The organism is Staphylococcus caseorum (genome assembly GCF_049943195.1).
Lineage (GTDB): Bacteria > Bacillota > Bacilli > Staphylococcales > Staphylococcaceae > Staphylococcus > Staphylococcus equorum_A.
In genome coordinates, this window is record NZ_JBNFUA010000001.1 from 1,853,832 (window position 1) to 1,878,638 (window position 24,807).

At 31.5% G+C, this 24,807-nt stretch carries 22 protein-coding genes and 2 pseudogenes; 10 read left to right on the plus strand and 14 right to left on the minus strand.

The features are described from left to right. Positions 1–229: 229 nt before the first annotated feature. Positions 230–373: pseudogene (locus ACP3TL_RS09605) on the plus strand (IS110 family transposase); the annotation flags it as partial. Positions 374–584: 211 nt separating this feature from the next. On the opposite strand, the gene ACP3TL_RS09610 reads toward ACP3TL_RS09605, so the two are convergent. Next, positions 585–1,436: an SDR family NAD(P)-dependent oxidoreductase gene (locus ACP3TL_RS09610; RefSeq protein WP_069832589.1), complete on the minus strand. Its 852-nt coding sequence runs from the start codon at positions 1,434–1,436 to the stop codon at positions 585–587. 87 nt (positions 1,437–1,523) lie between these two features. On the opposite strand from ACP3TL_RS09610, the gene ACP3TL_RS09615 reads away from it, so the two are divergent. Then, complete coding sequence (locus tag ACP3TL_RS09615; RefSeq protein WP_069832588.1) at positions 1,524–1,895, plus strand: MerR family transcriptional regulator; 372 nt, start codon at positions 1,524–1,526, stop codon at positions 1,893–1,895. Between the two features lie 366 nt (positions 1,896–2,261). After that, positions 2,262–2,576: an antibiotic biosynthesis monooxygenase family protein gene (locus ACP3TL_RS09620; protein ID WP_069816955.1), complete on the plus strand. Its 315-nt coding sequence runs from the start codon at positions 2,262–2,264 to the stop codon at positions 2,574–2,576. 172 nt (positions 2,577–2,748) lie between these two features. Here ACP3TL_RS09620 and ACP3TL_RS09625 read toward each other — a convergent pair whose 3' ends face one another. Next, the gene (locus ACP3TL_RS09625; protein ID WP_069832587.1) at positions 2,749–3,510 is read right to left on the minus strand and encodes an MBL fold metallo-hydrolase; all 762 of its coding nucleotides are present in this window, start codon (positions 3,508–3,510) and stop codon (positions 2,749–2,751) included. A 172-nt stretch (positions 3,511–3,682) separates the two neighbouring features. Between ACP3TL_RS09625 and ACP3TL_RS09630 the strand changes: the two genes are divergently transcribed. Next, on the plus strand, positions 3,683–4,033 hold the full coding sequence (locus tag ACP3TL_RS09630; protein WP_256092661.1) for an Lrp/AsnC family transcriptional regulator: 351 nt from the start codon (positions 3,683–3,685) through the stop codon (positions 4,031–4,033). A 246-nt stretch (positions 4,034–4,279) separates the two neighbouring features. Here ACP3TL_RS09630 and ACP3TL_RS09635 read toward each other — a convergent pair whose 3' ends face one another. Continuing rightward, positions 4,280–5,716, minus strand: coding sequence for a DHA2 family efflux MFS transporter permease subunit (locus ACP3TL_RS09635; RefSeq protein WP_081325297.1), 1,437 nt, complete (start codon positions 5,714–5,716; stop codon positions 4,280–4,282). A gap of 191 nt (positions 5,717–5,907) precedes the next feature. On the opposite strand from ACP3TL_RS09635, the gene ACP3TL_RS09640 reads away from it, so the two are divergent. The 3 genes from ACP3TL_RS09640 to ACP3TL_RS09650 all read left to right on the plus strand — a co-directional run bounded on the left by ACP3TL_RS09640 (position 5,908) and on the right by ACP3TL_RS09650 (position 9,413). Beyond that, positions 5,908–6,447, plus strand: a complete 540-nt coding sequence (locus ACP3TL_RS09640) for a TetR/AcrR family transcriptional regulator (RefSeq protein ID WP_069832585.1) — start codon at positions 5,908–5,910, stop codon at positions 6,445–6,447. Positions 6,448–6,817: 370 nt separating this feature from the next. After that, positions 6,818–8,470: a PEP-utilizing enzyme gene (locus ACP3TL_RS09645; protein ID WP_277575874.1), complete on the plus strand. Its 1,653-nt coding sequence runs from the start codon at positions 6,818–6,820 to the stop codon at positions 8,468–8,470. A 64-nt stretch (positions 8,471–8,534) separates the two neighbouring features. Continuing rightward, entirely contained in the window at positions 8,535–9,413 is an 879-nt protein-coding gene (locus ACP3TL_RS09650) for a PEP/pyruvate-binding domain-containing protein (protein ID WP_069832583.1), read from the plus strand. A 206-nt stretch (positions 9,414–9,619) separates the two neighbouring features. Here ACP3TL_RS09650 and ACP3TL_RS09655 read toward each other — a convergent pair whose 3' ends face one another. From ACP3TL_RS09655 to ACP3TL_RS09690, 8 genes are all read right to left on the minus strand, one after another. Then, positions 9,620–10,360, minus strand: coding sequence for an SGNH/GDSL hydrolase family protein (locus ACP3TL_RS09655; RefSeq protein WP_069832582.1), 741 nt, complete (start codon positions 10,358–10,360; stop codon positions 9,620–9,622). A 129-nt stretch (positions 10,361–10,489) separates the two neighbouring features. Next, positions 10,490–11,002, minus strand: a complete 513-nt coding sequence (locus ACP3TL_RS09660) for a GNAT family N-acetyltransferase (protein ID WP_069832581.1) — start codon at positions 11,000–11,002, stop codon at positions 10,490–10,492. A 599-nt stretch (positions 11,003–11,601) separates the two neighbouring features. Then, positions 11,602–12,087 carry a DinB family protein gene (locus ACP3TL_RS09665; RefSeq protein ID WP_069832580.1) on the minus strand — a complete coding sequence of 162 codons (486 nt, stop codon included), beginning with the start codon at positions 12,085–12,087 and terminating at the stop codon, positions 11,602–11,604. Positions 12,088–12,157: 70 nt separating this feature from the next. Next, positions 12,158–13,138 carry a ketoacyl-ACP synthase III gene (locus ACP3TL_RS09670; protein WP_069832579.1) on the minus strand — a complete coding sequence of 327 codons (981 nt, stop codon included), beginning with the start codon at positions 13,136–13,138 and terminating at the stop codon, positions 12,158–12,160. A gap of 354 nt (positions 13,139–13,492) precedes the next feature. Then, a complete protein-coding gene (locus tag ACP3TL_RS09675; protein WP_069832578.1) occupies positions 13,493–14,476 on the minus strand; it encodes an aldo/keto reductase in 984 nt (327 codons plus the stop codon). 159 nt (positions 14,477–14,635) lie between these two features. Continuing rightward, positions 14,636–15,397 carry an SDR family oxidoreductase gene (locus ACP3TL_RS09680; protein WP_069832577.1) on the minus strand — a complete coding sequence of 254 codons (762 nt, stop codon included), beginning with the start codon at positions 15,395–15,397 and terminating at the stop codon, positions 14,636–14,638. A gap of 244 nt (positions 15,398–15,641) precedes the next feature. Continuing rightward, on the minus strand, positions 15,642–16,718 hold the full coding sequence (locus ACP3TL_RS09685; RefSeq protein WP_069832576.1) for a branched-chain amino acid aminotransferase: 1,077 nt from the start codon (positions 16,716–16,718) through the stop codon (positions 15,642–15,644). 382 nt (positions 16,719–17,100) lie between these two features. Next, entirely contained in the window at positions 17,101–18,057 is a 957-nt protein-coding gene (locus ACP3TL_RS09690) for an NAD-dependent epimerase/dehydratase family protein (RefSeq protein WP_069816931.1), read from the minus strand. Between the two features lie 524 nt (positions 18,058–18,581). Here ACP3TL_RS09690 and ACP3TL_RS09695 point away from each other — a divergent pair. Then, positions 18,582–18,818: a hypothetical protein gene (locus ACP3TL_RS09695; protein ID WP_046465040.1), complete on the plus strand. Its 237-nt coding sequence runs from the start codon at positions 18,582–18,584 to the stop codon at positions 18,816–18,818. A gap of 103 nt (positions 18,819–18,921) precedes the next feature. On the opposite strand, the gene ACP3TL_RS09700 is transcribed toward ACP3TL_RS09695, so the two are convergent. Then, entirely contained in the window at positions 18,922–19,407 is a 486-nt protein-coding gene (locus ACP3TL_RS09700; RefSeq protein WP_285326027.1) for an SRPBCC domain-containing protein, read from the minus strand. Positions 19,408–19,825: 418 nt separating this feature from the next. Here ACP3TL_RS09700 and ACP3TL_RS09705 point away from each other — a divergent pair, with 418 nt between their 5' ends. Further along, positions 19,826–20,833: a fatty acid desaturase gene (locus ACP3TL_RS09705; protein ID WP_002508485.1), complete on the plus strand. Its 1,008-nt coding sequence runs from the start codon at positions 19,826–19,828 to the stop codon at positions 20,831–20,833. An 87-nt stretch (positions 20,834–20,920) separates the two neighbouring features. On the opposite strand, the gene mmuM is transcribed toward ACP3TL_RS09705, so the two are convergent. After that, positions 20,921–21,823, minus strand: a complete 903-nt coding sequence (mmuM, locus tag ACP3TL_RS09710) for a homocysteine S-methyltransferase (RefSeq protein ID WP_069832572.1) — start codon at positions 21,821–21,823, stop codon at positions 20,921–20,923. Next, positions 21,824–23,150, minus strand: a pseudogene (locus tag ACP3TL_RS09715) (amino acid permease). A gap of 284 nt (positions 23,151–23,434) precedes the next feature. Here ACP3TL_RS09715 and ACP3TL_RS09720 point away from each other — a divergent pair. Continuing rightward, entirely contained in the window at positions 23,435–24,679 is a 1,245-nt protein-coding gene (locus tag ACP3TL_RS09720; protein ID WP_285336749.1) for a Glu/Leu/Phe/Val family dehydrogenase, read from the plus strand. The last annotated feature ends 128 nt before the right edge of the window (positions 24,680–24,807 follow it).

Sequence of the window (24,807 nt, forward strand, 5' to 3'; positions counted from 1 at the left end):
TAAATTGTGAATTTGCACATGCTTTTAGAAGACGCTAACGTAAGTTATTAATATAAAAATTTAGAATCGCAATCATTTTTAGTCCAAACATTCAAATTATTACTCAACAATTAAAATTTTCTATTTAATAGAAGAATAAGCTAGATAATGAAATGATTGATTTAGCAAGATAATTTAATTCCTTCCAAAATATTATTTCTATCTTTGATACAAGGGAGTTAACAGCGGCGATTATTATTATAAATTAAGAAAGCAGCCTAATGAGAACTCTCATAAGACTGCTTTCTTAGCTTGTATGAACCGTCTATTGAAAACAATTCATTATTTAGTTACTGAAAATAAAAAGTATGATTATCTTAAGTCACCATACTAAAATAATCATAAGTTTATACAAATAAATCATAAAGGCTATTTGGTTATGCCTTTTTTAATTACTAGTAATTAACTAATTGTAGGAATGAAACTAGGACAATAAAACAGATTCACGGTAATTAATTCGATGAACTTCAGAATGTCGAAAAAAATCTAATATTATTCTTACACAGAATCATTAAAATTTAAATCTTTGTAGATGGTCGATTTCTTTAAAATTGTTGACTATTTTCCCATATTTTATCAATTTTATCCTGACTGTAACGCTTAGATAATGGTACAATTTTCCCTTTTTCATTAAAGAACTTTCCAGTCGTTCTAGAAAGTGAATTATCTAATGTTAGTTTTAATCCTATTTTTGGATTTGGTTCTGATACCATATTGAAAATATATGTCAAAATTCTACCAAATACTTTATATACAAAACGACCTATTAAAGATGTAGGCATAGCATAATTAGAATCAGTAACATAGCCAGGATGAAATATATTAGCCGTTACAGAAGTTCCTTCTAATCTTTGAGATAATGCTAGTGTGTATAATACTTTAGAGGTCAATGCTTGCCTTACCTTATTGCTTTTACTATTACGTATTTCATCAATATAAGGTAATTTAACTAACCCTCGATTAACCAAAATGGGTAATCCACCTACTGTTAAAATACGGCCTTGTTCAGCATTTTTTAACAATGGTAATAATTTTTCTGTAAGCCAAAAATGCCCCAAATAATTTACTACATAATTTTTATTATAATTATTTTCTGTTAATTCTTCTTTTTTTATAAGCGCTCCGGCAGCATTAACTAAAACATCAATTTTTGATTCTTGTTTTACAATTGTTTTTGCAAATTCATCAATCTCCTTTTTATTTGTTAAATCAACTGAATGAAATGTTATATTGACATTCCTTGTTAATTTAATGATCTCATCTACCGCTTTTTCACCTTTATCTTTGTTTCTACCAATTAATAAAACGGTCATATTTTTTTTAGCTAAATCAATTGCTGTTTTTTTACCAACACCTGAAGTACCACCTGTAATTACTGCTATTTTTTCTAAATTCATTTTATTTCCCCATCTTCTTTCTATTTTCATTTTTATAATTATTACTGTATACTATGGAGCCAACTCCATAGCAAGGGGGAATTAACATTGAACGCAAAATTTTATAAAACGAAAGAAATCGTTGAACATACAGGCTTTACGAAAGATACGCTCCGTTATTATGAAAAAATTGGTATTATTTCAAATATAGCACGAGACAAGAGTAACTATCGTCAATATACTGAACAAAATCTTAATTGGTTGTTATTAGTAAAATATTTAAAAAAACTAGATATCGACTCAAACCAAATCATAGGTATGCAAAATTTAACTGTTGAAGAAAGTGAAAATTACATTAAACAATACCAACAAGAAATTAGAAATAAAATTCAAGAGTTATATGATATTGATGAGAAGCTTACCGCTAAGCTCAATTTTTTGAAGCAAGGTAATTTAACGATGATGAATTCAAACGAGTAATGTGTATCCATTTGTCTTCACACATTCTTTATATTATTAAATAGAAGTCTAACAAACAAAGGTAAAGCTCTTATTCCAATTATAGATATGATGGAAGCCTATGGAAGAGAATATGGAGAGTATTAACTTCAATTAATAAACATAGTACAAAGGCACCTCTTTTAAAAAGTGCTCTTAACATTTCAAATTTTGTTTCAAAAAGGAAAACGCTTATGAAAGAAGGACCCTCCCCAATTATCTAAAAAACCAAACACTGACTTAATTTCGATTGTTTTAATCATAGAATATTAATTTAATGCATTTCATATGTTTTAACTTTTTATTTTTGCTAAAATTAATCAATATCGTTAAGGAGGAATGAAATATATGTTCATAGCACAAGCTAATTTTACAGCTTCTTTAGAAGATAGAGCGATTTTGGATAACAAAATCAGCCATGCTAAAGAAGATTTTTCAGGATATGAGGGTTTAATAGACGTGGAAATTTGGAAAAATGAAACAAAGTCTAAAATTTCATACTCTATTGTATCGAAATGGAATGAAAAAAAGAATTTCCAAGCATGGGTGTCACGTCCAGCACATGTTGAAGAACATAAAAATATGCGCAAGGAAGAAAAAGAAAATACTAAACCTACAAGTATTGAAAAACAAATAAAACAATTTGAGTTACTAGATATATAAAATGTAATCTGTAAATATCAGAAAAACAACTGAGACACTTCTTTTAAAAAGAAGTGTCTCAGAGTGTCGACAAAGTTTCCAACTGTGTCGGCATTTTTTTGCACGCTTTTCTTAAGATCAGATTCCGTAGTATTCGTATAGTAGATACTTTTTTAGATTTAATTTTTATTATTTAAAAAGTATATTTATCTCCATCGTTTGGTACTTTAAGTTGTGATGAAAATTGGTTTTCTTTTGCGAATTGCTTTAAGTAATCTCTCGAAAGGTTCCAATGATTTACAGCTTCCATATGAATGACGATAATCTCAGAGGATGTCATTAACTTAGCAACTTCATAAATATCATTTTCATCCATAACCAATGAACCACCCTCATTAAATTGATTATCTCCACCATTAACCACTATAATTTCAGGGCTATAAGTTTTTAAAGTTTTTCCAACTTCATCATACCAAACTGTATCTCCAGCAATGTATAATGATTTTTCATTATCATGTTGGAATATCAAACCACAGACATTACCTGCACTTTTTACTATATCACCGCGACCGTGTTGACCTGGTGTTTTAATTACTTGGATACCTCCGAATTGATTTGTTTCTTTTAAAGCTTCAACATCTGTGAAACCAACATTTTTTACTTCTTCAGCATCTTCACTGTTCTGTGTGTAAATTTTAATATCTATTGGTAATATTTTTTGAGCTGCTTCATCGAAATGGTCTAAATGTAAATGTGTCAAAATGACTGCATCCACACCTGTAATGATTTCATTTACTGACATAGGTAATTCAACTAAAGGATTATTTTGATCATCTCTAGGTGCATTCGGAAATGGTGGAAATGAGCCTTTTTCTCCCAACATTGGATCTATTAAAAACTTTTTATCTGCATATTCAATAATAAGTGTCGCATTTCTTACATGAGTTATATTCATTACAATTCCTCCTTTATGTGATACTTTTATTCTATTAGTAAAGCCATGAATAATACATAACTTGGTGAAAAAGTTTTGCCGTATTTGCTTGATAAATGAAAAAGGAGTGACTTATATGGCTATCGATAATACTGATAAGATGATTATTAATGAACTTTAACAAAATGCTAAAATTACAATGAAAGATTTGGGTCAAAAAGTTAATTTAACTGGTCAAGCTGTGAACACACGAGTCTCTAAATTAGAAAGTGATGGTGTCATTCAGAACTATACAATTCAAGTGAACCAGGAAAGTTTAGATTGTGCTATTCATGCTTTTATACATATTTACATGAATAAAATATCGCACCAACCTTTTTTAACATTTGTCGATACAAAAGCCATTTATATACTACATAATTACAAAATAATAGGTGATGGTTGTTATTTGCTAGAATGCCGATTCCCTAATAATAAGCACCTGAATACATTTTTAGAAGATCTTAATGTTTTTGCTAACTATAAGATTTCTACTGTTCTTTAAAAAATAAACACAGAGTATAAATTGGAATTCAACAAATACCCTGAGTTAACAATTTTCTGATTGTTTCCTTATGCACTCTTTTTTAAACAGTGATTTTGGCCGACTTCTGACTAGTTAATAAAATACCAACTATGCTCGCGTGAAGTCAGCACAAAAAAAGCGTCAACAAAGTTGAATACTTTGTTGACGCTTTGAGAGACACCTTATTGAAACAAAACGTCTCTTAATCAAGTTCATTTTATAAAATTAGTCTTCCTTTATAGCTTTACTTTCTTTAATCCAAAAGGATAGTACTAAACTGACAACAGCTACTACAATAATGGCAAAATAAGCAATATTGATACCTTGAATATTTGCTAGAAGCATTAATTGTTCTTGAGGTTTAGATGTACTAGCATGATCGGTAATATAATTGTTTGAACCCATAGTCATAATTGTAACAAGCAATGAGGTGCCAATCGCGCCAGCAATTTGTCTGATTGTATTCCATACTGCTGAAGCATGCGCGCTTAATTCTTTTGGTATTACATTTAAACCAGCAGTTTGAATTGGTGTTAAAAGTAAGGCCATGCCAATTCTTCTTCCAGTACTTGCCGCTAATAAATAATAGTAATTCGTGTCTTGTGACAAGTCCATAAAAGGTATTGTTGAGACAATAGTTATGATAACACCTACGATAGTAATCCATTTTGCGCCAAATAAATCATATAATTTACCTGCTATCGGACTCATCGCAGCCATTAACACTGCACCAGGAAGCATGAATACACCTGATTCCATAGCCGAATAGCCAAGTACATTTTGTAAATAGATAGGTAATAAAATCATATCGGCATACATAATAATCGTAACGCCTATATTAATAATATTCGTTAATGTAAATGTGCCGTATTTAAATACTTTTAGATCCAAGAATGGATTTGTAGCTTTCAATTGTCTTACAACAAATAGAATCAGTGAAATAATACCAACTACAAATGAAATCATCACGATATTACTTGTCCATCCCATTTCACCTGGGCTACTAAAGCCATATAATATAAGTGAAAATGCGATTGTTGATAATAACATACTCGTTAAATCAATTTTGTCTTTCTGTGTTTCAGTTACGTTTTCTAGGAAGAAATATCCTAATACAATAACGATAAGTGATACAGGTACTAAAATACCGAATAGTGAATGCCATGACAGTGCATCAATAACATAACCTGAAATAGTTGGTCCGATGGCTGGTGCAGATAATACTGCTAAAGAAACCATACCCATGACCGTACCGCGTTCAGACGGATGATATAAAATCATTACTACACTATACAAGAGCGGAATCATAATGCCTGCCCCTGAGGCCTGAACCATTCTTCCGACTAACAGAAATGTAAAATCAGTAGACATTGCTGCTATCAATGAACCAAGTAAGAATAAAAACATTGCACTCGTAAATAATTGTTTCGTCGTAAATCGTTTCATTAAAAATGCAGTAATTGGTACCAACACGCCATTGACTAACATATAGGCGGTTGTTAACCACTGCGCTGTAGCCGCTGAAACATTTAAATCTTTCATGACTTCTGGCGTTGCTACACTCATTACAGTTTGATTAAAAGCTGTTAAAAATGTTCCCAAAATTAAAATAGTGATAATTATTTTTTTAGGAAATTTATTTACATTAATTTGATTACTCACTATTAAGACTCCTTCATTTTTAAATTACACTTTGTTGTTTAATTAACAATGAACTATTATAATAGAGTTCAAACGGATAAACAAATTACAAAATATCGTTTTTTGTTGTTTAACTTACCTTTTAAATCATTACGTTTATTAAAGCTTTAATAAAAGACAAAAATCAAAAAATTGTTTGAGGTGCTATATTTATGAAGAAACATGATTTAAGAATAGAAAGAACACGTTACATGCTTAAAAATGCATTAATTGATTTACTAGAAGAAAAAAATGTTGAAAGCATTACAATCAATATGTTAAGTGAGAAAGCAATGATTAATAGAGTTACTTTTTATTCACATTATAAAGATTTAACTGATATGTTAGAGAAACTAGCAATTGAAACAGTGAATACAGTTCGTGAAAATTTATCTGCATATGAAGATGACTCACACAATTGGAACAATCTCATTAATTTTTTAACACACGTACAGAAAGAGAGCCGTCTCTATAAATTGATTTTAGTTTCTAATAAATTACCAGGCTTTAGAAATGAAATTTTAAATATCATTGAAACAAAAATATATAACGGTATAGAGCAAAGCAAAGATACCAAAAACAAAGATATAAAATTATGGTACGAATCTTCCGCTATCATTGGAACAATTGTATGTTGGTTAAAAGAAGATATGCCCTATACACCTAAATATTTAGTTGAAAAAATATCAGAAATACATTTCAGTAAATTTTAAACTTCATGAGTCTGGGACATGAATGTCTCATTCTCAAATGGAAAGCTCAATCTATTATTTTTAATGGATTGAATATTAACTATCTGATCTCTAGTCATCCTTGTGGAGGCGGGAATGTGCAATCAAAATTTGATTGCACATTCCCGCCTTTTCTTCTTTTTAAATCTTTTTAAAAATTTAAAAGTTATGACACTTAATAGACTTTATTTATTAAGTGTTGATTGAATAATATATTTTTACCTGTTAATATAATTTATACATTGTTAAATAACAAACACTTTGTAGTTTAAAGGGTGAGCAATTTACTTTTGCAAAACACTTTAAATCATGTTGTTACCAGAATGTATTTTTTATATTAGGAGGAATTTTTGTGAAAACTAAAGTGATAGATAACTATAAACAACTGATGCAGTTAACAGATAATGATAAAAAAGAAGGGTATTGGGAACAAACTTCAATCCTCTCAGATACTATTAAGCCTTTATTTGCTTCATTTCTATATGAAGTCCAAGGTTCAATAAATCAATCTTTAGAACAATTCAAAGCGCCTGTTCCTGCTATTAAAACGAGATTTGAAAATAGTCATATTTATATGAAACGTGAGCCTATCGAATATGACATTAATGAACGACACAGCCAATTTTTAAGTATTGTACAGCCTATATATCCAGAATTAAACACACGCTTTCAGAATGTGCTAGAAACCTTCTTTTTTCCATTTTTTGAAAAAATAGATTATATGTTGGAGCAAGAAGTTACCTTTGATAGTGCGCAAACAATGCTCGACTACGTCATGGACATGTATCCTAAATCATTTACTTACCAATCAGAAATCATGTTACCTCATCACCAATTACATAAAGATTTAGAAAAACTTTATGCACAAGCAACTGATGATAAAGATGTCACTATTATTTATGACATGCTCATTGGCGTGTGGAATAAATCATTAGAAATAGATAAAGCACTTTCCAAACTATCACAACAAGTGAAAGAAGATGAAGATCTTAAGTTAAAATTCCAAACTGTTAAACCCACGGAACTATTAAATCACTTACATGAGATACCATCAGGAAGAAAATTCGAAAAAGATTTTCAAAAGTTCTTAAGTAACTATGGTAATAAAACCGTAAGATCAAGAGTATTAACAGATCAAACTTGGTTTGAAAAACCTTCCATACCTTTAACGACAATTGCTAGTTATATCAGTAGTAATGTAAATGTAGAACAACGTTTCCAAAAAGCTATAGAAACAAGAGTGCACAAATACGAAGCAGTCTTATCTTCTATACCAGAAGGTACAACAAAAGAACAATTTAAAACACATTATCAATGGGCACTAGATGCATCCAATCTTGATGATGACCACCACTTTTATATGGATGAAATGCCAACAGCAAAGACACGTTTATTACTCTTGCATCTAAGTAATTTCTTAGTGAATCAACAGATAATCAATGAAACTGAAGATATTTTTTATTTATATTTAGATGAACTTCAAGAAGTTCTAAAACATCCCGAACCACTAACAGAAATGATTTCCGAAAGAAAATTAGAGTATCAACATAATATAAATGAACAAAGTCCTTCATATTATGGCACCCCACCTGCTCATAATGAAAAAAACCTAGATATTATTTCTGAAAGAGCTACTGGCGACGCTTCAAACAATGAAGAGACAAACACTTCTTCTTCTGGATATATTAAAGGGCTAGCTGGTTCTAAAGGTATATATACAGGTGCTGTAAAGATAATTAATAATGAAGATGAATTTAATAAACTTGAAGATGGTGATATTCTTGTAACACATATGACTACGCCAGCTTGGTCTGTTCTATTTTTAAGAGCAGGAGCCATTGTGACAAATGTTGGAGGCATACTATCTCATCCAGGGATTAATGCACGTGAATATCAAATACCTGCAGTACTTGGGACTAAAAATGCTACGAGTGAGTTGAAAGATGGAGATATCGTGACTGTTGAAGGCACAAATGGGTGCATAAAAATTGATGAGAGAGTGTAAATTTTTTATTGCTAGCTACGCTTTATAAAAATTTAAATATATAAAACACAAAGAGGGTTAACATATGTATACTCAGACGTTCGACAACGCAGAAAATATAACAAATTCTATAGGATCAAAGGCACTTAATTTAGTTAAACTTAAGCAAGCAAATTGGCCAATACCAAATGGTTTTATTATTTTACCAAATACTTTCCAACAATTTGTTGAGTTTAATAAAATATCGCTTCATGATAGCAATATCCGACAAAAAATTATTGAAGGTAAACTACCTGAAAATATTCACTCTGAAATCATAAATGCTTTCAATTTAATTAAGAAAAACTTCAATGCAGTTGCTGTACGTTCATCCTCTAGTGCTGAAGATTTAGACAATGCTTCATTTGCGGGACAATATGAAACATACCTAAATGTTCAAACTAAAGAAGATCTTATTCAGAAAATCAAATTATGTTGGGCTTCTATTTTTTCAGAACGCGTCCAAAGTTATCTTAATACAATGGCTGTTGATACAAATAACTTATCTATGAGTATTGTGATACAAGGCCTTCTCATTCCTGAAACGTCAGGCGTTATTTTTAGTCAAAATCCAATTACTGATAATTTAAATGAATGTATAATCAATGTGAGTTATGGATTAGGAGAAAGTATCGTATCAGGTATGGTTACGCCTGATACTTTTATTGTAAATAAATCAACTTTTGAAATAGATAAACAACTTGGGTTAAAAGAAATAAAAATGCTTGCTAGTGAAGAAGGTATATCTGAAGTCGAAACCACTGAAACGGAAAAAAACACTTATTGTATTAATGATTATATTGCGCAAGAATTAGCAAAGTATACTCAAAAATTAGAATCATCCTTTGGTTACCCAGTTGATATAGAATTTGGCATCCAACAAGATGAAATTTTCATTTTACAAGTTCGTCCAATTACTACTTGAAATTAAATTTTATATTCAAGTTACTATGGTTATTAGTCGTTCTGTCCACATAAAAGGCACTACAAGTTTATAAACTGATTGCTCCCTTCAAAGTAGACACTTAAAAAGTGAAAACTTTGGAGGGTGTTTTTTGTATCTCGTAAATTTTAAGTTGAAAAACATTAGAAAAAATAGCAAAAAATAATCTTTATTTTTAAAGGTGTCTCTTAATCATTTAATATATCATTAAGCTTTTCAGAGAATATTGGTGTATACAAATATCGATAACCCTTTTGCGTTGGGTGAGCATCGTCCGCCATCATCGTGTTGTCATCTTTAGCTAGTTTATTTATTCTCTTGTCTCCCCATACATTAATAATATGAATATCCCATTTATTTTTTATTTCTAATAGTTTGTTAATCAAAAATTCATAATAAGGGTCTTTATCACGTATACAAGTATAAAATATAATAGGACAATCCCAATTTTCTTTAACATATGAAATAATAAATTCGATGGCACCTATGGTTGTTTCCGTATCAAAATCATTAATACTATAAGATTCACTGATTGATCCTATAGGTTTGTTGAATCTTCCGTCATTTGTGGATAACTGACATACAAAGCCATCTAATATATTTTCTGTAGAAACCTTACTTTTTAATCTTTCTACATAACTTGAATTTTGTTTACCAGCTAATGTCGTTCCTGATTGAGCTTCTTTAATTGTATCTACACCATATTCTTTATTTAAAAATTCTACAAATGAGTTTCCTTTAGATGCAGCACCATAAGTAATTGAAGAACCTAAAAACAATATTCTTTTATTATTCAAATTACTGTTTTTATCTAAATAACTTTCATTTGGTTCAAATTCATCTTTGTTACCTTTAATTATATTCGGTGTATTTTTGATTAAAGAGATTAATGTGCCTGTCCCCTGCAAAATTGTTCTGAGTTTATTCATCTTTATGCCCCCTAGGCATCATGCAGTTTGTTTATTGAAAATTAATAATACAACTGTAAAATTATTTAAGTAAAAAATAAAAAAATGGGTTAATCATTTTAAATATTATTATGAATCAGTGTATTTTAGCTACTGATTTGGATTTTCAAAAAAGAATACGTCTCCTTCGTCTGTATAATCATCAAAATTAGTATCTCTTTGAAATCTTAATTTATGCGCTAAATTTATAGAAGGCAAGTTATGCTTATCAGTTCTTATTACAAAGGGTAAAGTATTATCTATTTCTGAATTCAACCAATTTATAATTGTAACCATAGCTTCAATTGCATAGCCCTTCCCTGTTGCTTTAGGATCCAATCTATAATACAAATTAAAGTATGTTTTATTCGCAAACTCCATTTTTTCTGCCCCGCCACTACCTATTACAATATCACTTTCCTTTTCAATAAATATGAAATATCCATGATTATTATTATCCCAATAATTTGACCATGTATTCAACATTTTTTTAGTATCATCTATTGATTTATGCCTTCTTTTAGGAGTATATTGAGTTGCTAATTTATTAGAATGAATCTTATATAGTTCTTCTGAAAATGATAACTGTGGCTTACTCATAATTAACCTTTTACTTTCAAGCATTTCTGCACACATCCTCTGTAAAGACATTAAATTAGTAGATATAAGTAGAACTAGCTAATATTCCGTTTGGGAGAAACTCATTACGTCTTTGTAACTCTTCATAAAAAATATAATACCAGTTAAGGAAATCATAGACACAATACCATTTTAAATTCTATCTAATAATACTCCCTCTATAATTGGTGCTAATAACGCTCCTATTTTTTGGAATCCTGCTAAAGAGTAATAGCTACCTTTATAATTTCCCCAGATATTTCATCTATTTTTATATCAATCCTAGTAAACACGAGCATTTCACCAGCTGTAAATAAAATCATAACTATGGATTGGAATATGAAACTATGTACTGAACCCATGAAAAATAACCCCATAGGCATTAACAAACTCCCTATATCTATAGATGTTTTAATTGGTATGATTTGACTAAATTTAAAGACGAAATACTGACAAGTTAATACCGTTCACCATTAATAAACAATAATAATCCAGCTAGCTTGTTATTTAAATCTGGTGTTTCTAAAACGATAATGTTCTTTTTATATTTAAATTAATGTCTTCTATATAATGATTAAAGCGCATAATGCTTTGGTGGCTTAGATTTAATCTATACCGAGTATATCCGTATTTTTAGGTGTATAACCAAGTAAACGTAACATTGCTACAATTTGTCCTTTATGATGATATTCATGTGTAATTGAATGAATTAGTAATTGTTGTGGTGTTTTTCTCACTAGTCCACTATTAGTTTTCCATGAAAGTTCTTTTTCAATCGTTCCATCTATTTTTCCGTTAAATTGCTCAAGAACTTTATCTACATATAAATCAGCTTGATTAAAATAGTGCTGTATATCTTTTATATTCATAGTTTCAATGACTTCTTTGGTGATTAATGGTGAAGATACTTCGGAAAGCACAAAAGATCCGAGCCAGGCATGGTAACATCCTGCAACATGAATTAAAGAATCTCTGATGCTTTGAAAGCCAAATCCAAATACTTTTGTAAACTCATCTTCTTGTAATTCTCTACATTGATTTAATAATATCTGACGCGTTTGTTTTACCCACTCATATTCTTTATGATTCATAGTAATCTCCTACTTAAATAATATTTAAAAAGTTTTAGCACTTAATAATAAAAGTTTTTGAGAGGCACTTCTAGATTGTCCATCTGATTAAAGTTGATGCGTAAGCTAAGCCACCACCAAATCCAACTAATAAAATTAAATCGCCTTTTTTCAATTTATTCTCTTTAACTGCTAAGTCTATAGATAGAGGAATCGTAGCAGATGACGTATTGCCATAGTATTTAAGGCTCATCAATGCTTTCTCTTTTTCTATACCAGATTTATCACAAATTGATTCTATCATTCTAGCGTTAGCACTATGTGGGGCAAACCAATCTAAATCTTCTTTATTGATATCTGCTTTATTTAGAGTCTCATTAATAATTTTTGGTACATTACCAACTGCCCATTTATAAACACCACGGCCATTTTGAACAATATAACCTGGATTTTCTAAATCCTCATCAAACATTGCATCAGACAATTCTGAGCAATATAAGTTATGTCCTTTATCACCATCTGATCCAGCACTACTTGCTATAAAACTAGTATCGTCTTCACTATATTCTACTAAAAAAGCACCAGCACCATCACCAAATAATATACACGTATTACGATCCGTGTAGTCAGTGATTTTTGATAATGTTTCTGACCCAATAACCAACACTTTTTTATTTTGTCCAGAAGTAATGAGTCCATTCGCTATATTAAGTCCATATGCAAATCCAGCACATGCAGCGTTAATATCCAGTGCGCCTGCATTTTTCAATCCTAGTTTAGCTTGCACGTAAGATGCGACACTTGGCGTTTTATAATCTGGCGTTAATGTTGCATTTACAATCATATCTACATCTTTTAAATCTACTTGATATTTCTCTTGTAGATCAAGAATTGCTTTATAGCTGATATCACTTGTATACTCATCTTCATTTGTAATTCTTCTTTCTACAATACCAGTCATTTGTTGTATCCATTCATCTGAAGTCTCTACAATTTTTTCGAAATCTTGATTATCCATGACTTTTTCTGGTACATATGAACCTTGTGCAGTTATTTTGGCAAGTGAACGCATCTAAACAAATCCTTTCATTGAATTTTTATTTAATTATAATATTTTATATTATTCATAATACTATTTCTATTTGTGAAATAAAATGATTTTACAATAAACTATTAGTGTAATTACATTTTTACATAAGCCATTTAATACAAAAAGGGAGTGGAGAAAGAAATCTAATTTTTCTAATAAGATTTCGTCGTCCCATCCCGGAAAGAATGACTAGAATAAGTGCATTTTCAATTCAGTCAGCCACTGCCAATATAATGAATGAGGCTGATATATATTTATATCTCAGCCTCATTAAACAATACTTTTAGGTTCTGTTATGTTCCCTTTTATTTTAGGATTTTCTGCCAATTTAATTTATTAATAAGTACCCATGATAGAATCTTCGACTTTTTCTTTGTAAAAGTTTTTAATTTTTAGCTTTTCGTCCTCTGTGAAAGATTTAGTATCTAATGCCTCTAAATTTTGTTTCACTTGTTTCACATTTCTAAATCCTGGATTAATACAAGATATTTCTTTAGCATCTAAAATCCATCTTAATGCTGCACTTGCCATAGAAGGTCGCCCTTCTTTAATCCATGTTAGTTGATCAGATAATTCTACCCCTTTTTGAAAACCTAGTCCTGAAAATGTTTCGCCTACATTAAAAGCTTCCCCATTTTCATTGAATTTACGATGATCATCTTCAGCAAATTGAGTTTTCGCTGTAAATTTTCCTGTCAACAATCCACTTGCAAGTGGCACTCTCGTAATGATACCTACACCTTGTTGGTAAGCTTTAGGAATTAATTCCTCTAATGGTTTTTGGCGGAACATATTAAAAATAACCTGCAAGCTTGCTACATTAGGATATTCTAAACATATTAAACCTTCTTCAACTGACTCAACACTCACCCCATAATATCTTATGAGACCTTCTTCTTTTAATTGGTCTAATACTTTAAACACACTGCCTTCCTTTAAAATTTCAGTAGCAGGGCAATGGATTTGAAACAAATCTATTGTATCTCTGTTTAATCGACGCAGACTGTCTTCACAGTATGATTTCACCGTTTCATAACTATAATTTTGTGGGTCAGCAATATCTCCTTGTCGACAGAATTTTGTTGCAATATATATTTCATCTTCTTTACCTGCAGTCGCCTTGGCTAATAATTCTTCACTATGACCGTCTCCATAGACATCAGCTGTATCAAAGAAATTCACGCCTTGATCAATTGCATACTCTAAAGCACTTAATGCATCTTCATCATTTGTTTTACCCCATGCACCACCTATTGCCCATGTGCCAAAACTAACTTCACTGATCATCATGCCCGTATTACCTAACTCGCGATATTTCATAAAATTTTCCTCCCCTTAAAATTAAAAATAGCTTACCATTTCTATTTATATAATTAATTACATTTTTATATACTTCTATGTTTTACACATGTTCTTTACCCTTTATTCGCAAAAATAATAAACATTTACTGTTAATTTATATCTTTATATAAATTAAAGTTATATTGTATTTTTCAAAGTATGATACATTTCTTCTGCATAATCATCTAATGCTTCTTTTGACATTTGAAGGCGTTTTTTAGATGAGCCATATCCAATTTCATTGTTTCCTTGAACTAAACCATCAAAAATTTCATTAATAAAATCTACAGGATCCGCACCAGAAGTATGAATATTCTCCCCGCCTAAATCAGTATTTACTGCAGGAGGAATAACCTCATAAACACTTGTATTTGTGTTCGACAATTGATGTCTTAAACTAACTGTAAATGAATGTACTGCAGCTTTGGTCGCTGAATAGATTGGCGCAATTGCCATAGGTGAGAAAGCAAGTCCCGAAGAAACATTAATTATATTTGAATTTGTTGTTTTATCAGAAAAGTATTGGCTAAATAATGTTGAAAGTTGAACCGTTGCTTCAAAATTGGATTTTATTTCTGTATTTAAGTTCTCCCAATTCGTTGTAGCATTGGTTTTTAAAATATCAAAACGGTTTTGGATACCAGCATTATTTACGAGTACGTTAATATCCGAATAATTTTGAATTACCCAATGATATAAATCCAAACGTTCTTCAGCACTAGATATATCACATTTCTTCGTTGTTATTTCTGGAAATTGTTCTTGAATACTTTTTAATTTTTCAGTATTACGTCCACATATAATAATTTTATTATCATTTTCATAAAACTTTTTAGTGAACTGAAGTCCTATACCAGAAGCACCACCAGTGATAAGTATTGTATTATTCTTTATATCCATTTTGCACACTCCTCTACATAAGTTTAATCAGTGTAGTCGTTTTTTTAGCATACGTCTAACAATAAAGTTTGTTTAGGAAAATGCGAAAATATCATATTCTATCGTATCTAAATGGAGACAAAAATAAGCTTTCTAAGTATGGCTGACATCATATATTGAAAAACAGACAAAACAATTTGAATGACTAGATATATAAAACATAAAAGGCGCTTCTTTTAAAAAAGAAGCGCCTTTTGATTAGCTATTAATATCTTGGTACTACGACTCTCCAACCTTGTGGGTCTTCAAGTTTACCGCTTTGGATACCAGTGTAGTTGTTATATAAGTCTTGCGTGATTTTACCAGTTTCATTGTTATTAATCACAATTTCAGTTTCGCCATATTTCAATTGGCCTACTGGAGAAATAACTGCTGCAGTACCTGTACCGAATACTTCAGTTAATTCACCTTTATTATGTGATTCAATCAATTCATCAATCGATACACGACGTTCTTCAACTTCATAGCCTAAATTGCCAGCTAATTCAATGACTGTTTTACGTGTGATACCAGGTAAAATACTACCGTTTAATTCTGGCGTTACAAGTTTGCCATTCTCTACGAAGAAGATGTTCATACTACCTACTTCTTCTACATATTTTTGCTCTACGCCATCTAACCAAAGTACTTGGTCGTAACCTTGTGCAGAAGCATTTGTTTGTGCTAATAAACTTGCCGCATAGTTACCTGCAACTTTAGCGTGACCTACGCCACCGCGAACAGCACGTACATATTCATCTTCTACATAAATCTTAGTTGGGCTTAATGACTCGCCACCATAATAAGAACCTGATGGTGATAAAATGATAAGTAATTTATAAGAGTATGAAGGACGTACGCCTAATATGCCTTCAGTCGCGAAAACGTACGGGCGTATGTAAAGTGATTGGCCTTCACCCTCTGGTACCCAGTCACGTTCGATATCTACTAATTGTTTTAGACCTTCTAAAACAACTTCTTCATCAACTTTCGGCATATCTAAACGTGATAAAGAGTCATTAATACGTTTAAAGTTCTCAGACGGACGGAATAAATCAACTTCGCCATCATGTTTATATGCTTTTAAGCCTTCAAATACAGCTTGCCCATAATGAAGTGCTTGAGCTGCTGGAGAAAGTTCAATTGGACCATAAGGCACAATCTTTAAATCATGCCATCCTTGATCAATATCGTAGTCGAAACTTAACATATAATCTGTGAAGTATTTTCCAAAACCTAAACCATTTGGATCCGGTTTTTCTTTAAGTGTTTCTCGTTGTACAAATTCAATTTTTTCTGACATGATTTTTTCCTCCTAATGCTATTTCCTAAAGTATTACTTTAAATTATACCAATCCACAGGGCACTGTTCAATAATTTTCAAATAATTTAAAATATACTAAAAATGCACACGATTTATTTTCAAAAGTATTTTGTGATTAATAATATCTCAACTTGTCTATAAAACACCCGCATATCAACAATACCTATGCACATATTGATAAATGGTTTGTTATTTTTGGTTTTAAAAATGGCAGAGATTTGGGCCAACCCTAACTCGTTAAGAGCCAAATACTACAGGATGAAGCTGTGCCGTGGAAAGTGCACAAAAAATGTCAACAAAGCCTGAGACTTTGTTGACACTCTGAGCCCCACTACTGTATGAATGAGGGCTTTAGGTTAGATTATCTTACTGTTTCTTTATCTTCGATAGCCTTTAACATCGTTTGAGTCATTTTAGTTAAATCATATTGCGGATTAAATCCCCATTCTGCGCGTGCACAGCTAACATCTATACTGTTTGGCCAACTATTAGCGATAGACTGTCTTACTGGATCCACATCATATTCCAATTGGAACTCTGGATAAAATTCTTGAATCGCTTCTTTTACCATTTCTGGTTCAATACTCATTGCACTTAAATTATATGCATTACGATTAATTAATTTAACACCGTCCGCTTCCATAAGTTGAATGATGGCATCTATTGCATCTTCCATATACATCATATCCATATATGTGTCTTTTTCGATAAAGCTAGTATAATGACCTTCTCTCACAGCTTTAAAATAAATATCTACCGCATAGTCTGTCGTACCGCCACCTGGTTCTTTTATATGGGAAACTAAACCTGGGAATCTAACACTGCGTGTGTCGACACCAAATTTGTCGAAATAATACTGACATAATAACTCGCCAGCAACTTTATTAACTCCATACATAGATGTTGGTCGTTGAATCGTTACTTGCGGTGTATTTACTTTAGGTGTTGAAGGTCCAAATGCGCCAATTGAACTTGGTGTAAAGAATTGTAATTTGTATTCACGTGCTGTTTCTAAAGCGTTCATTAAACCACCCATATTTAAATCCCAAGCAAATAATGGATTCTTTTCAGCAACGCCTGACAATAATGCTGCCATATGCATCATTGTATCTGGCTTAAATGTCTCAACTAACTCAGACATACGCGCTTTATCAGTAACATCTAATATTTCAAACGGCCCATCTACAATCGCTGAATCTGTTTCTGGTTGTTTAATATCTGTAGCTAAAACATTATCATTTCCATATAACATTCTACATTTTACTACGAGTTCAGTTCCAATTTGTCCTAAAGCACCTGTAATCATAATTTTTTTCATATTTCTATCTCCCCTTGTGCATTACAGAAACTGTAATGTTTTTCTCGTGCGTACACAGTCCTTATTTTCAACTAAATTATACAATAAAAGCGCTTTATTGTATACATTGAGTGTACACTTTTTATATATTTTATTTTGTTAAATTTAAAAATACGCTTATTTCAAGGTCGTAAAAGCGCATACCCTTTAGAATTAAATTATTTCAAATGTAAAAACCCCCTTGCTAACATTAATAGCGAGGGGGTTAGTGCATCAATGTACAAAACTTTTGCCAATATCGTTTTAATCACTTTAGCAATGAAAATAAAAGCGCCTTATAAACTATATTATTAGATTGAACGCACTGTATAATTGAGTTCCGTGCATTAGCTATGCAAACATAGTATTTAGTATCTTGTTAATATAGATGCCTCGGTCCCTATACACCTTCACAAAATTCACTTCAATAACAAGTACTTTAATGTATATTTTGAACAATAACTGATATTATTAACAAATAAATATGCAGTGAGAGGGATGACATAATGACTTATTTAATCATTATTTTATTCGCTGTTTTAATCATGTCATTAGTTTTAAGTTATTTTTGTTTCAAAGAAAGTAAAGCTGAAATTGACCAAAGTAAACAAGCGAAACGTAGTGAAAACGAAAGAATAGGTGTAAAACAACAGTCACATAAAGTATTAACCTTAGGCATCGTGTTACTTGTTTTCAGTGTTCTCGTTTTAATAGGTATTATTTGGATTCTAATAGCAATGTAGGTTCATTTATCTAAACTTAAAATGATTTGAATATCCAAATATATTTAAAAGACGACCTTTTGTTTATAAGATCGTCTTTTTTGTATGCAATAAATAGCTCTTTTTACTTTTCATTTTCTAGCTTTAATTGCGCTTCAATAGTTTCATTCTTACAATCAAAATCATAATCTTGAGAATTTAGCGGTTTTCCTGTTTCTGCAATACTTTTTATACTTTCCATATGGAATTGCCAACCTGCAAAATCTAAGATGATGTGCGGAAATTCAAATGGTAAATATTCAATAAATGTAAGTTCCGTTTGCTGATTCTTTCTATTTAATTCAAACTTCACAGTACCAATGTCCCATGTAAAGCCAACAACCTTATTTTCTTCAAAATGTGTGATTGTCATTTCTAAATCATCTTCTTCCTCTAAATGAAAATACATTTTGCCATGCACTTCACGTGTTTCAAATGACAGTTGCGGAAACCATTGCTGTATGCCTTCAGTAGTACTCAGATAATTAAATATTGCTTCCTTATCTGCATCTATATTTATTTTCAATGTTTGATAAACTCCTTGTCCATCTTTTGAATACTGTGCTTCCATGTTTAAAGTTCCCCTCTCAATTTAAAAACCATTTAAGAAAACTGAAATTTGTAATCCTCCATGATAATTTATCTATGTTTATTTAATACATTTTACCCTTTTCCGTTATAAAATATTACTAATTTACATATATTTATTATATGTCTTAACAAAGTTTAATATGGGTAAGAAAAACTGAAATGGCGCTATCCATGACCATTTAATTATCTGCAACAGCAAATTTAATTTACCTATGTTTTTCTCTTCAATCCCTTATTAGACGCATCTTTTGCGTTTTCAAATTTCTCATTATTTTAAATTTTTCATTTTTTTGTATAAATGTTTGTAAATCGCTCTCTATTTATATACACTTAGTGAAATACTGGTGAGAGTATGTACTCTATTTTCAACTTATTCAGTAAAAGAAAGTTAGGTGTATATGGAAAAAGATAAGAAAAAGATGTTGAACAAAATGGTAAAACCTTTCGCAAAAACAAACTACACGAAAAGTACAATACAAATTATAAATACATTACTTCCCCTTATTGCAATTTTAGTAGTAAGTGGACTTTTATATAATGTGCATTGGTCATTAGCAATTATTAGTAGTATATTCGCATCAATATTTTTAATTAGAACTTTCATCATTTTTCACGATGCTTGTCATGGATCATATTTAAAAAAACAAAAGCACAATGATTTACTCGGAAACGTAACTGGTTTCCTTACACTCTTCCCTTATAGAAAATGGCGTAGAGAACATTTAATTCACCATGCTGGTAGTGGTAATCTAGAAAAACGTGGTATCGGTGATATCTGGGTTATGACGGTAGAAGAATATACAGAAGCATCTAAATTCCAACGTTTAACGTATAGAATTTATCGTAATCCACTTGTCATGTTTGTATTAGGACCGTTTTTCTTAGTATTTATTTCTAATCGATTTAATTCAAAAGACGCTAAAAAGAAAGAACGCATCAACACTTGGATGAACAATATTTTATTATTAGTCGTATACGGTGGTCTAATTTATCTATTAGGCGTAGGTCATTTCTTTGCAGTATTTGCACCAATGATCTTCATTGCTGGCATGTTAGGTATTTGGTTGTTTTACATCCAACATACATTTGAAGATTCTTATTTCGAAGAAGCTTCTGAATGGGACTATGTAAAAGCAGCCATCGATGGTAGTTCATACTATAAATTACCAAAAGTTCTACATTGGGTTACAGGAAACATAGGTTATCATCATGTACATCATTTGAATCCTAGAATTCCAAACTACTCTTTAGAGGAAACTCATGAAACTGTTACACCTCTGCATCATGCAACATCTATTACGCTTAGAGAAAGTCTGACATCGTTAAAATTCAAATTATATGATAAAAGTCATAAACGCTTTATCACTTTCAAAGAATTTTCACTTAGAAATAAACAACCATCATAAACATTTAATATTCAAATAAACAATAAAGGAGAAATGCTTGTTAACCCAAGCACTTCTCCTTTTCTTATTTTGAAACTTTATTTTTGGTTAACTCATGCTATATTTAATCTTTTTAATGTCCTCTGGTGTTGTTTGACAACAGCCCCCTATAATTTGAACACCTTCCACTAACCACTTCGGAACTTGTTCAATAATTTCATCACTGTTAGCATTATTTTCCCATTCTTTGCTATCCGCATTATAATGAGAACCTCCATTAGGATACAGCGCAATTGTCTGACTCAAACTAGCTAATCCTTTGTCCAATGATCGATTGATTCCTTTAACTGAAGAACAATTAATACCAAAAATAGGAATAATAGATTGCATATCTTTTATATAATCAATCAGCTGCTCAAAATCTGTTCCATCTGATAAATTTCCTGTGTCATCGACAGTTACAGAGAGCCAAAATGTTTGCTCCTCTGTATAACTCGGTATAATATTTTCTACAATTGCTTGAATCTCTTCAAAATTAGGAACAGTTTCAAACACAAAATCATTTATTCCTCTTGAAATCAAAGCGTTTATACGTTGTTCATGAAATTTAAAATAGGCTTCTCGGCTTATTTCATAATCCCCTGTATATTCAGAGCCATCGCTTAAATATGCACCATATGGACCTAAACTACCTACAACCACTTGATTATTATTTGTTGCATCCATAACTTGCTCTACCGCTACTGTAAAAAGGCCATCAATTTCCTCATCCTGCATTCCTATATCTTTAAATGTTTGGTAACTTGCTTGATATGTACTTGTTAAAATAATGTCGGCACCCGCATGTGTAAAATCTTGATGTGCTTGCTTTATTTTAGTTGGTTGATGTCTCAGTACTTCACTAGACCATAACGAAGAATTCAAATTACAATCAGCTTGTTCTAATGTAGTTGCTAGTCCGCCATCTAAGACAATTGGAGATTGTGTTTTTACTTTTTCTAACAGTCTCATCTATACTCCTCTTTTCTTATTAAATTTAATAAAGTAATAAATTAACGCAATCGCTGCAAATGGTAGCCCGAAATAAAGTGCAGGTGCTTGATTAGAATCAAAAAGCATTCCAACACAAGAAACTAAGCATAATATAAACCCAATAATTGGAATCGATTGATGTACTTTTAAGCTTTGGTCAATTTTTTTAGCATTAAAATATGCAATACAGATACTCATCCACACGATAACAACTGCTAAACCAGCAATTGAAACTAGAATTACATATAATGAATCTGCTACATACACGCTAGAAAGTAAAGCCAATAAGCCACCAATCATGCTAAATAATGTTGCATTCACTGGCATATGATGTTTATTTAGCTTTCCAAACCATTTAGGAAATACACCTTCATTCGATAAACTCCAAATCATTCTGCTCGCAGCATATAATCCTGAATTAGCTGCAGATAACAAAGCTGTTATAATCACTAAATTCATAATGTCGCCCGCATAAGTTCTGAAAAATAACAACAAATGGACTTTCTAATGACTTCCCTTGATAGCTCGGTATTAAAATAGAAATAATAACCATTGTACCTATAAAAAAGATAATAAGACGCCATAACGTTGCTCTAATCGCTTTTGGTATTACTTTTTCAGGATCCTCTGTTTCACCAGCAGCAATGCCGATTAATTCAGTGCCACTAAATGCATAATTCACAGCTAGCATTGTTAAAAACACAGAACCAATACCATTAGGAAAAGTAGGATTTGTATATCTATGTGCAATTGTGTTTAAACCTTCATAACCATCGTAGTGAATAAATCCGATAATTACCAAAAGACCTAAAATAATAAATACGATAATCGCAATAACTTTCACTAAAGAAAAATAAAATTCAACTTCTGCATAAAAACGTGTCGATATAATGTTAAATAATAAAATTAATATAATTGCAATCGTAGCAAAAATATAAACCGGGGTTTCAGGCATCCATTTCTGCATCAAAATACCCACTGCTGTAAATTCAGAACCTAATGCTACGGTCCAAGTTAACCAATAAAACCATGCTACGATATATCCAACAGATGGATGAATGTAAAGACTTGCATATGTATGAAATCCACCTGTAACAGGATGTTTAATTGCTAATTGACCTAGACATAACATAACGAGATAAACTAAAATCGAACCAATTAAATAAGATAGTACCGTTCCAAATGGACCTGCTTGTTGCAAAGTATATCCAGAACTTAAAAATAACCCTGTTCCAATAACACCACCAAAGCTAAGTAACATAAGATGACGTTGTTTCATTGCACGTTTAAATGATGGTTGTTCCATTAATGTTCTCCTTATCTTCAAGTTCTACTCATTTTAAATATAATTATTCATTCTATTAATTTCTGAAAATTTAGTCAATGCATTTTTTCTCAATTCACTGTGCTTTCATACATTGCCTTTAATTATTCTTTAGTTTTTCAAAAGAATTTCACTGAATTATTCACTGAATTTTCAAACTTTTGTAAAAATTCAATCTCTAGTATTGATTTTCAGTCGTAAAGTCTATAACATTTATAGATAAGTAAGTATAAATATTATAAGTAATAGATAGAGGGGAAAATATAATGACAGAACATAACGACTTAGTGAAATCTACCCAAGAAATTACAAAAGAAGCATTACATAAATTAGGCTTTGACGATGGCATGTATGATTTAATCAAAGAACCTTTAAGAATACTGGAAGTCCGTATACCCGTCCGCATGGATGATGGCACTGTTAAAACTTTTACCGGTTACCGTGCGCAACATAATCATTCTGTTGGTCCTACCAAAGGTGGCGTACGTTTCCATCCTGATGTAAATAAAGAAGAAGTTAAGGCACTTGCAATGTGGATGACGATGAAATGTGGTATTACGAACTTACCATTTGGTGGCGGTAAAGGCGGCGTCATCTGTGACCCACGTCAAATGAGTAATCAAGAGCTTGAAAGCCTATCTCGTGGTTTTGTTAGAGCTATATCACAATTCGTAGGTCCTGCGAGTGATATCCCAGCACCAGATGTTTATACAAATCCACAAATCATGTCTTGGATGGTGGATGAGTATAGTAAAATCAATCGCTCTAACGCTTTTGCATTCATCACTGGTAAACCACTCTCTTTAGGTGGTTCAGAAGGCCGTAATCGTGCCACTGCGCTTGGTGCTGTGATTACTATTGAAGAAGCGACAAAACGTAGAAACATTGATATCAAGGGGTCTCGTGTTGCGATTCAAGGTTTTGGTAATGCGGGTAGTTTCATTGCCAAAATTCTACATGATATGGGTGCAAAAATTGTAGCTATTTCTGAAAGTTATGGTGCTTTACACGATCCAGATGGTTTAGATGTTGACAAGCTTGTAGAGCTTAAAGAAAAACATGGCCGTGTTACGCACTTATTTGAGGACGTTATCCCAAATAAAGAATTATTTGAAGTCGACTGTGATATTCTTATTCCAGCTGCATTATCAAATCAAATTACTGAAGACAACGCACACAACATTAAAGCCAGCATCGTTGCAGAAGCAGCGAACGGTCCTACGACAAAAGAAGCGACACGTATATTAACAGAACGCGGTGTCTTACTTATACCTGATGTACTTGCGAGTGCTGGTGGTGTAACTGTTTCTTACTTCGAGTGGGTACAAAATAATCAAGGTTATTATTGGTCTGAAGAAGAAATAAACAGTCTTCTCCGTGAAAAAATGGTAGAAGCATTCAATAAAATCTATGATTTAGCCGAAAGTAGAAAATTGGATATGCGTTTAGCTGCCTATGTTGTAGGTATCAAACGTACAGCTGAAGCTACACGTTTCCGTGGCTGGGCATAAATTTTCATAATATATCAATATGATAAACATTGTCTTTTCAAAAGCTACACCTTCATTGGTGTAGCTTTTTTATTATTATATTTATCTATACAGCTTTCAAAAAATCCTTCCTCCCTCTTTTATCCACC

Coding starts and splice junctions, on each gene's coding strand:
- ACP3TL_RS09610 (WP_069832589.1), bottom strand. CDS start 1,436: ATGAATTTAGAAAAAATAGCAGTAATTACAGGTGGTACTTCAGGTGTT.
- ACP3TL_RS09620 (WP_069816955.1), top strand. CDS start 2,262: ATGTTCATAGCACAAGCTAATTTTACAGCTTCTTTAGAAGATAGAGCG.
- ACP3TL_RS09625 (WP_069832587.1), bottom strand. CDS start 3,510: ATGAATATAACTCATGTAAGAAATGCGACACTTATTATTGAATATGCA.
- ACP3TL_RS09640 (WP_069832585.1), top strand. CDS start 5,908: ATGAAGAAACATGATTTAAGAATAGAAAGAACACGTTACATGCTTAAA.
- ACP3TL_RS09650 (WP_069832583.1), top strand. CDS start 8,535: ATGTATACTCAGACGTTCGACAACGCAGAAAATATAACAAATTCTATA.
- ACP3TL_RS09655 (WP_069832582.1), bottom strand. CDS start 10,360: ATGAATAAACTCAGAACAATTTTGCAGGGGACAGGCACATTAATCTCT.
- ACP3TL_RS09660 (WP_069832581.1), bottom strand. CDS start 11,002: ATGCTTGAAAGTAAAAGGTTAATTATGAGTAAGCCACAGTTATCATTT.
- ACP3TL_RS09665 (WP_069832580.1), bottom strand. CDS start 12,087: ATGAATCATAAAGAATATGAGTGGGTAAAACAAACGCGTCAGATATTA.
- ACP3TL_RS09670 (WP_069832579.1), bottom strand. CDS start 13,138: ATGCGTTCACTTGCCAAAATAACTGCACAAGGTTCATATGTACCAGAA.
- ACP3TL_RS09675 (WP_069832578.1), bottom strand. CDS start 14,476: ATGAAATATCGCGAGTTAGGTAATACGGGCATGATGATCAGTGAAGTT.
- ACP3TL_RS09680 (WP_069832577.1), bottom strand. CDS start 15,397: ATGGATATAAAGAATAATACAATACTTATCACTGGTGGTGCTTCTGGT.
- ACP3TL_RS09685 (WP_069832576.1), bottom strand. CDS start 16,718: ATGTCAGAAAAAATTGAATTTGTACAACGAGAAACACTTAAAGAAAAA.
- ACP3TL_RS09690 (WP_069816931.1), bottom strand. CDS start 18,057: ATGAAAAAAATTATGATTACAGGTGCTTTAGGACAAATTGGAACTGAA.
- ACP3TL_RS09695 (WP_046465040.1), top strand. CDS start 18,582: ATGACTTATTTAATCATTATTTTATTCGCTGTTTTAATCATGTCATTA.
- ACP3TL_RS09700 (WP_285326027.1), bottom strand. CDS start 19,407: ATGGAAGCACAGTATTCAAAAGATGGACAAGGAGTTTATCAAACATTG.
- ACP3TL_RS09705 (WP_002508485.1), top strand. CDS start 19,826: ATGGAAAAAGATAAGAAAAAGATGTTGAACAAAATGGTAAAACCTTTC.
- mmuM (WP_069832572.1), bottom strand. CDS start 21,823: ATGAGACTGTTAGAAAAAGTAAAAACACAATCTCCAATTGTCTTAGAT.
- ACP3TL_RS09720 (WP_285336749.1), top strand. CDS start 23,435: ATGACAGAACATAACGACTTAGTGAAATCTACCCAAGAAATTACAAAA.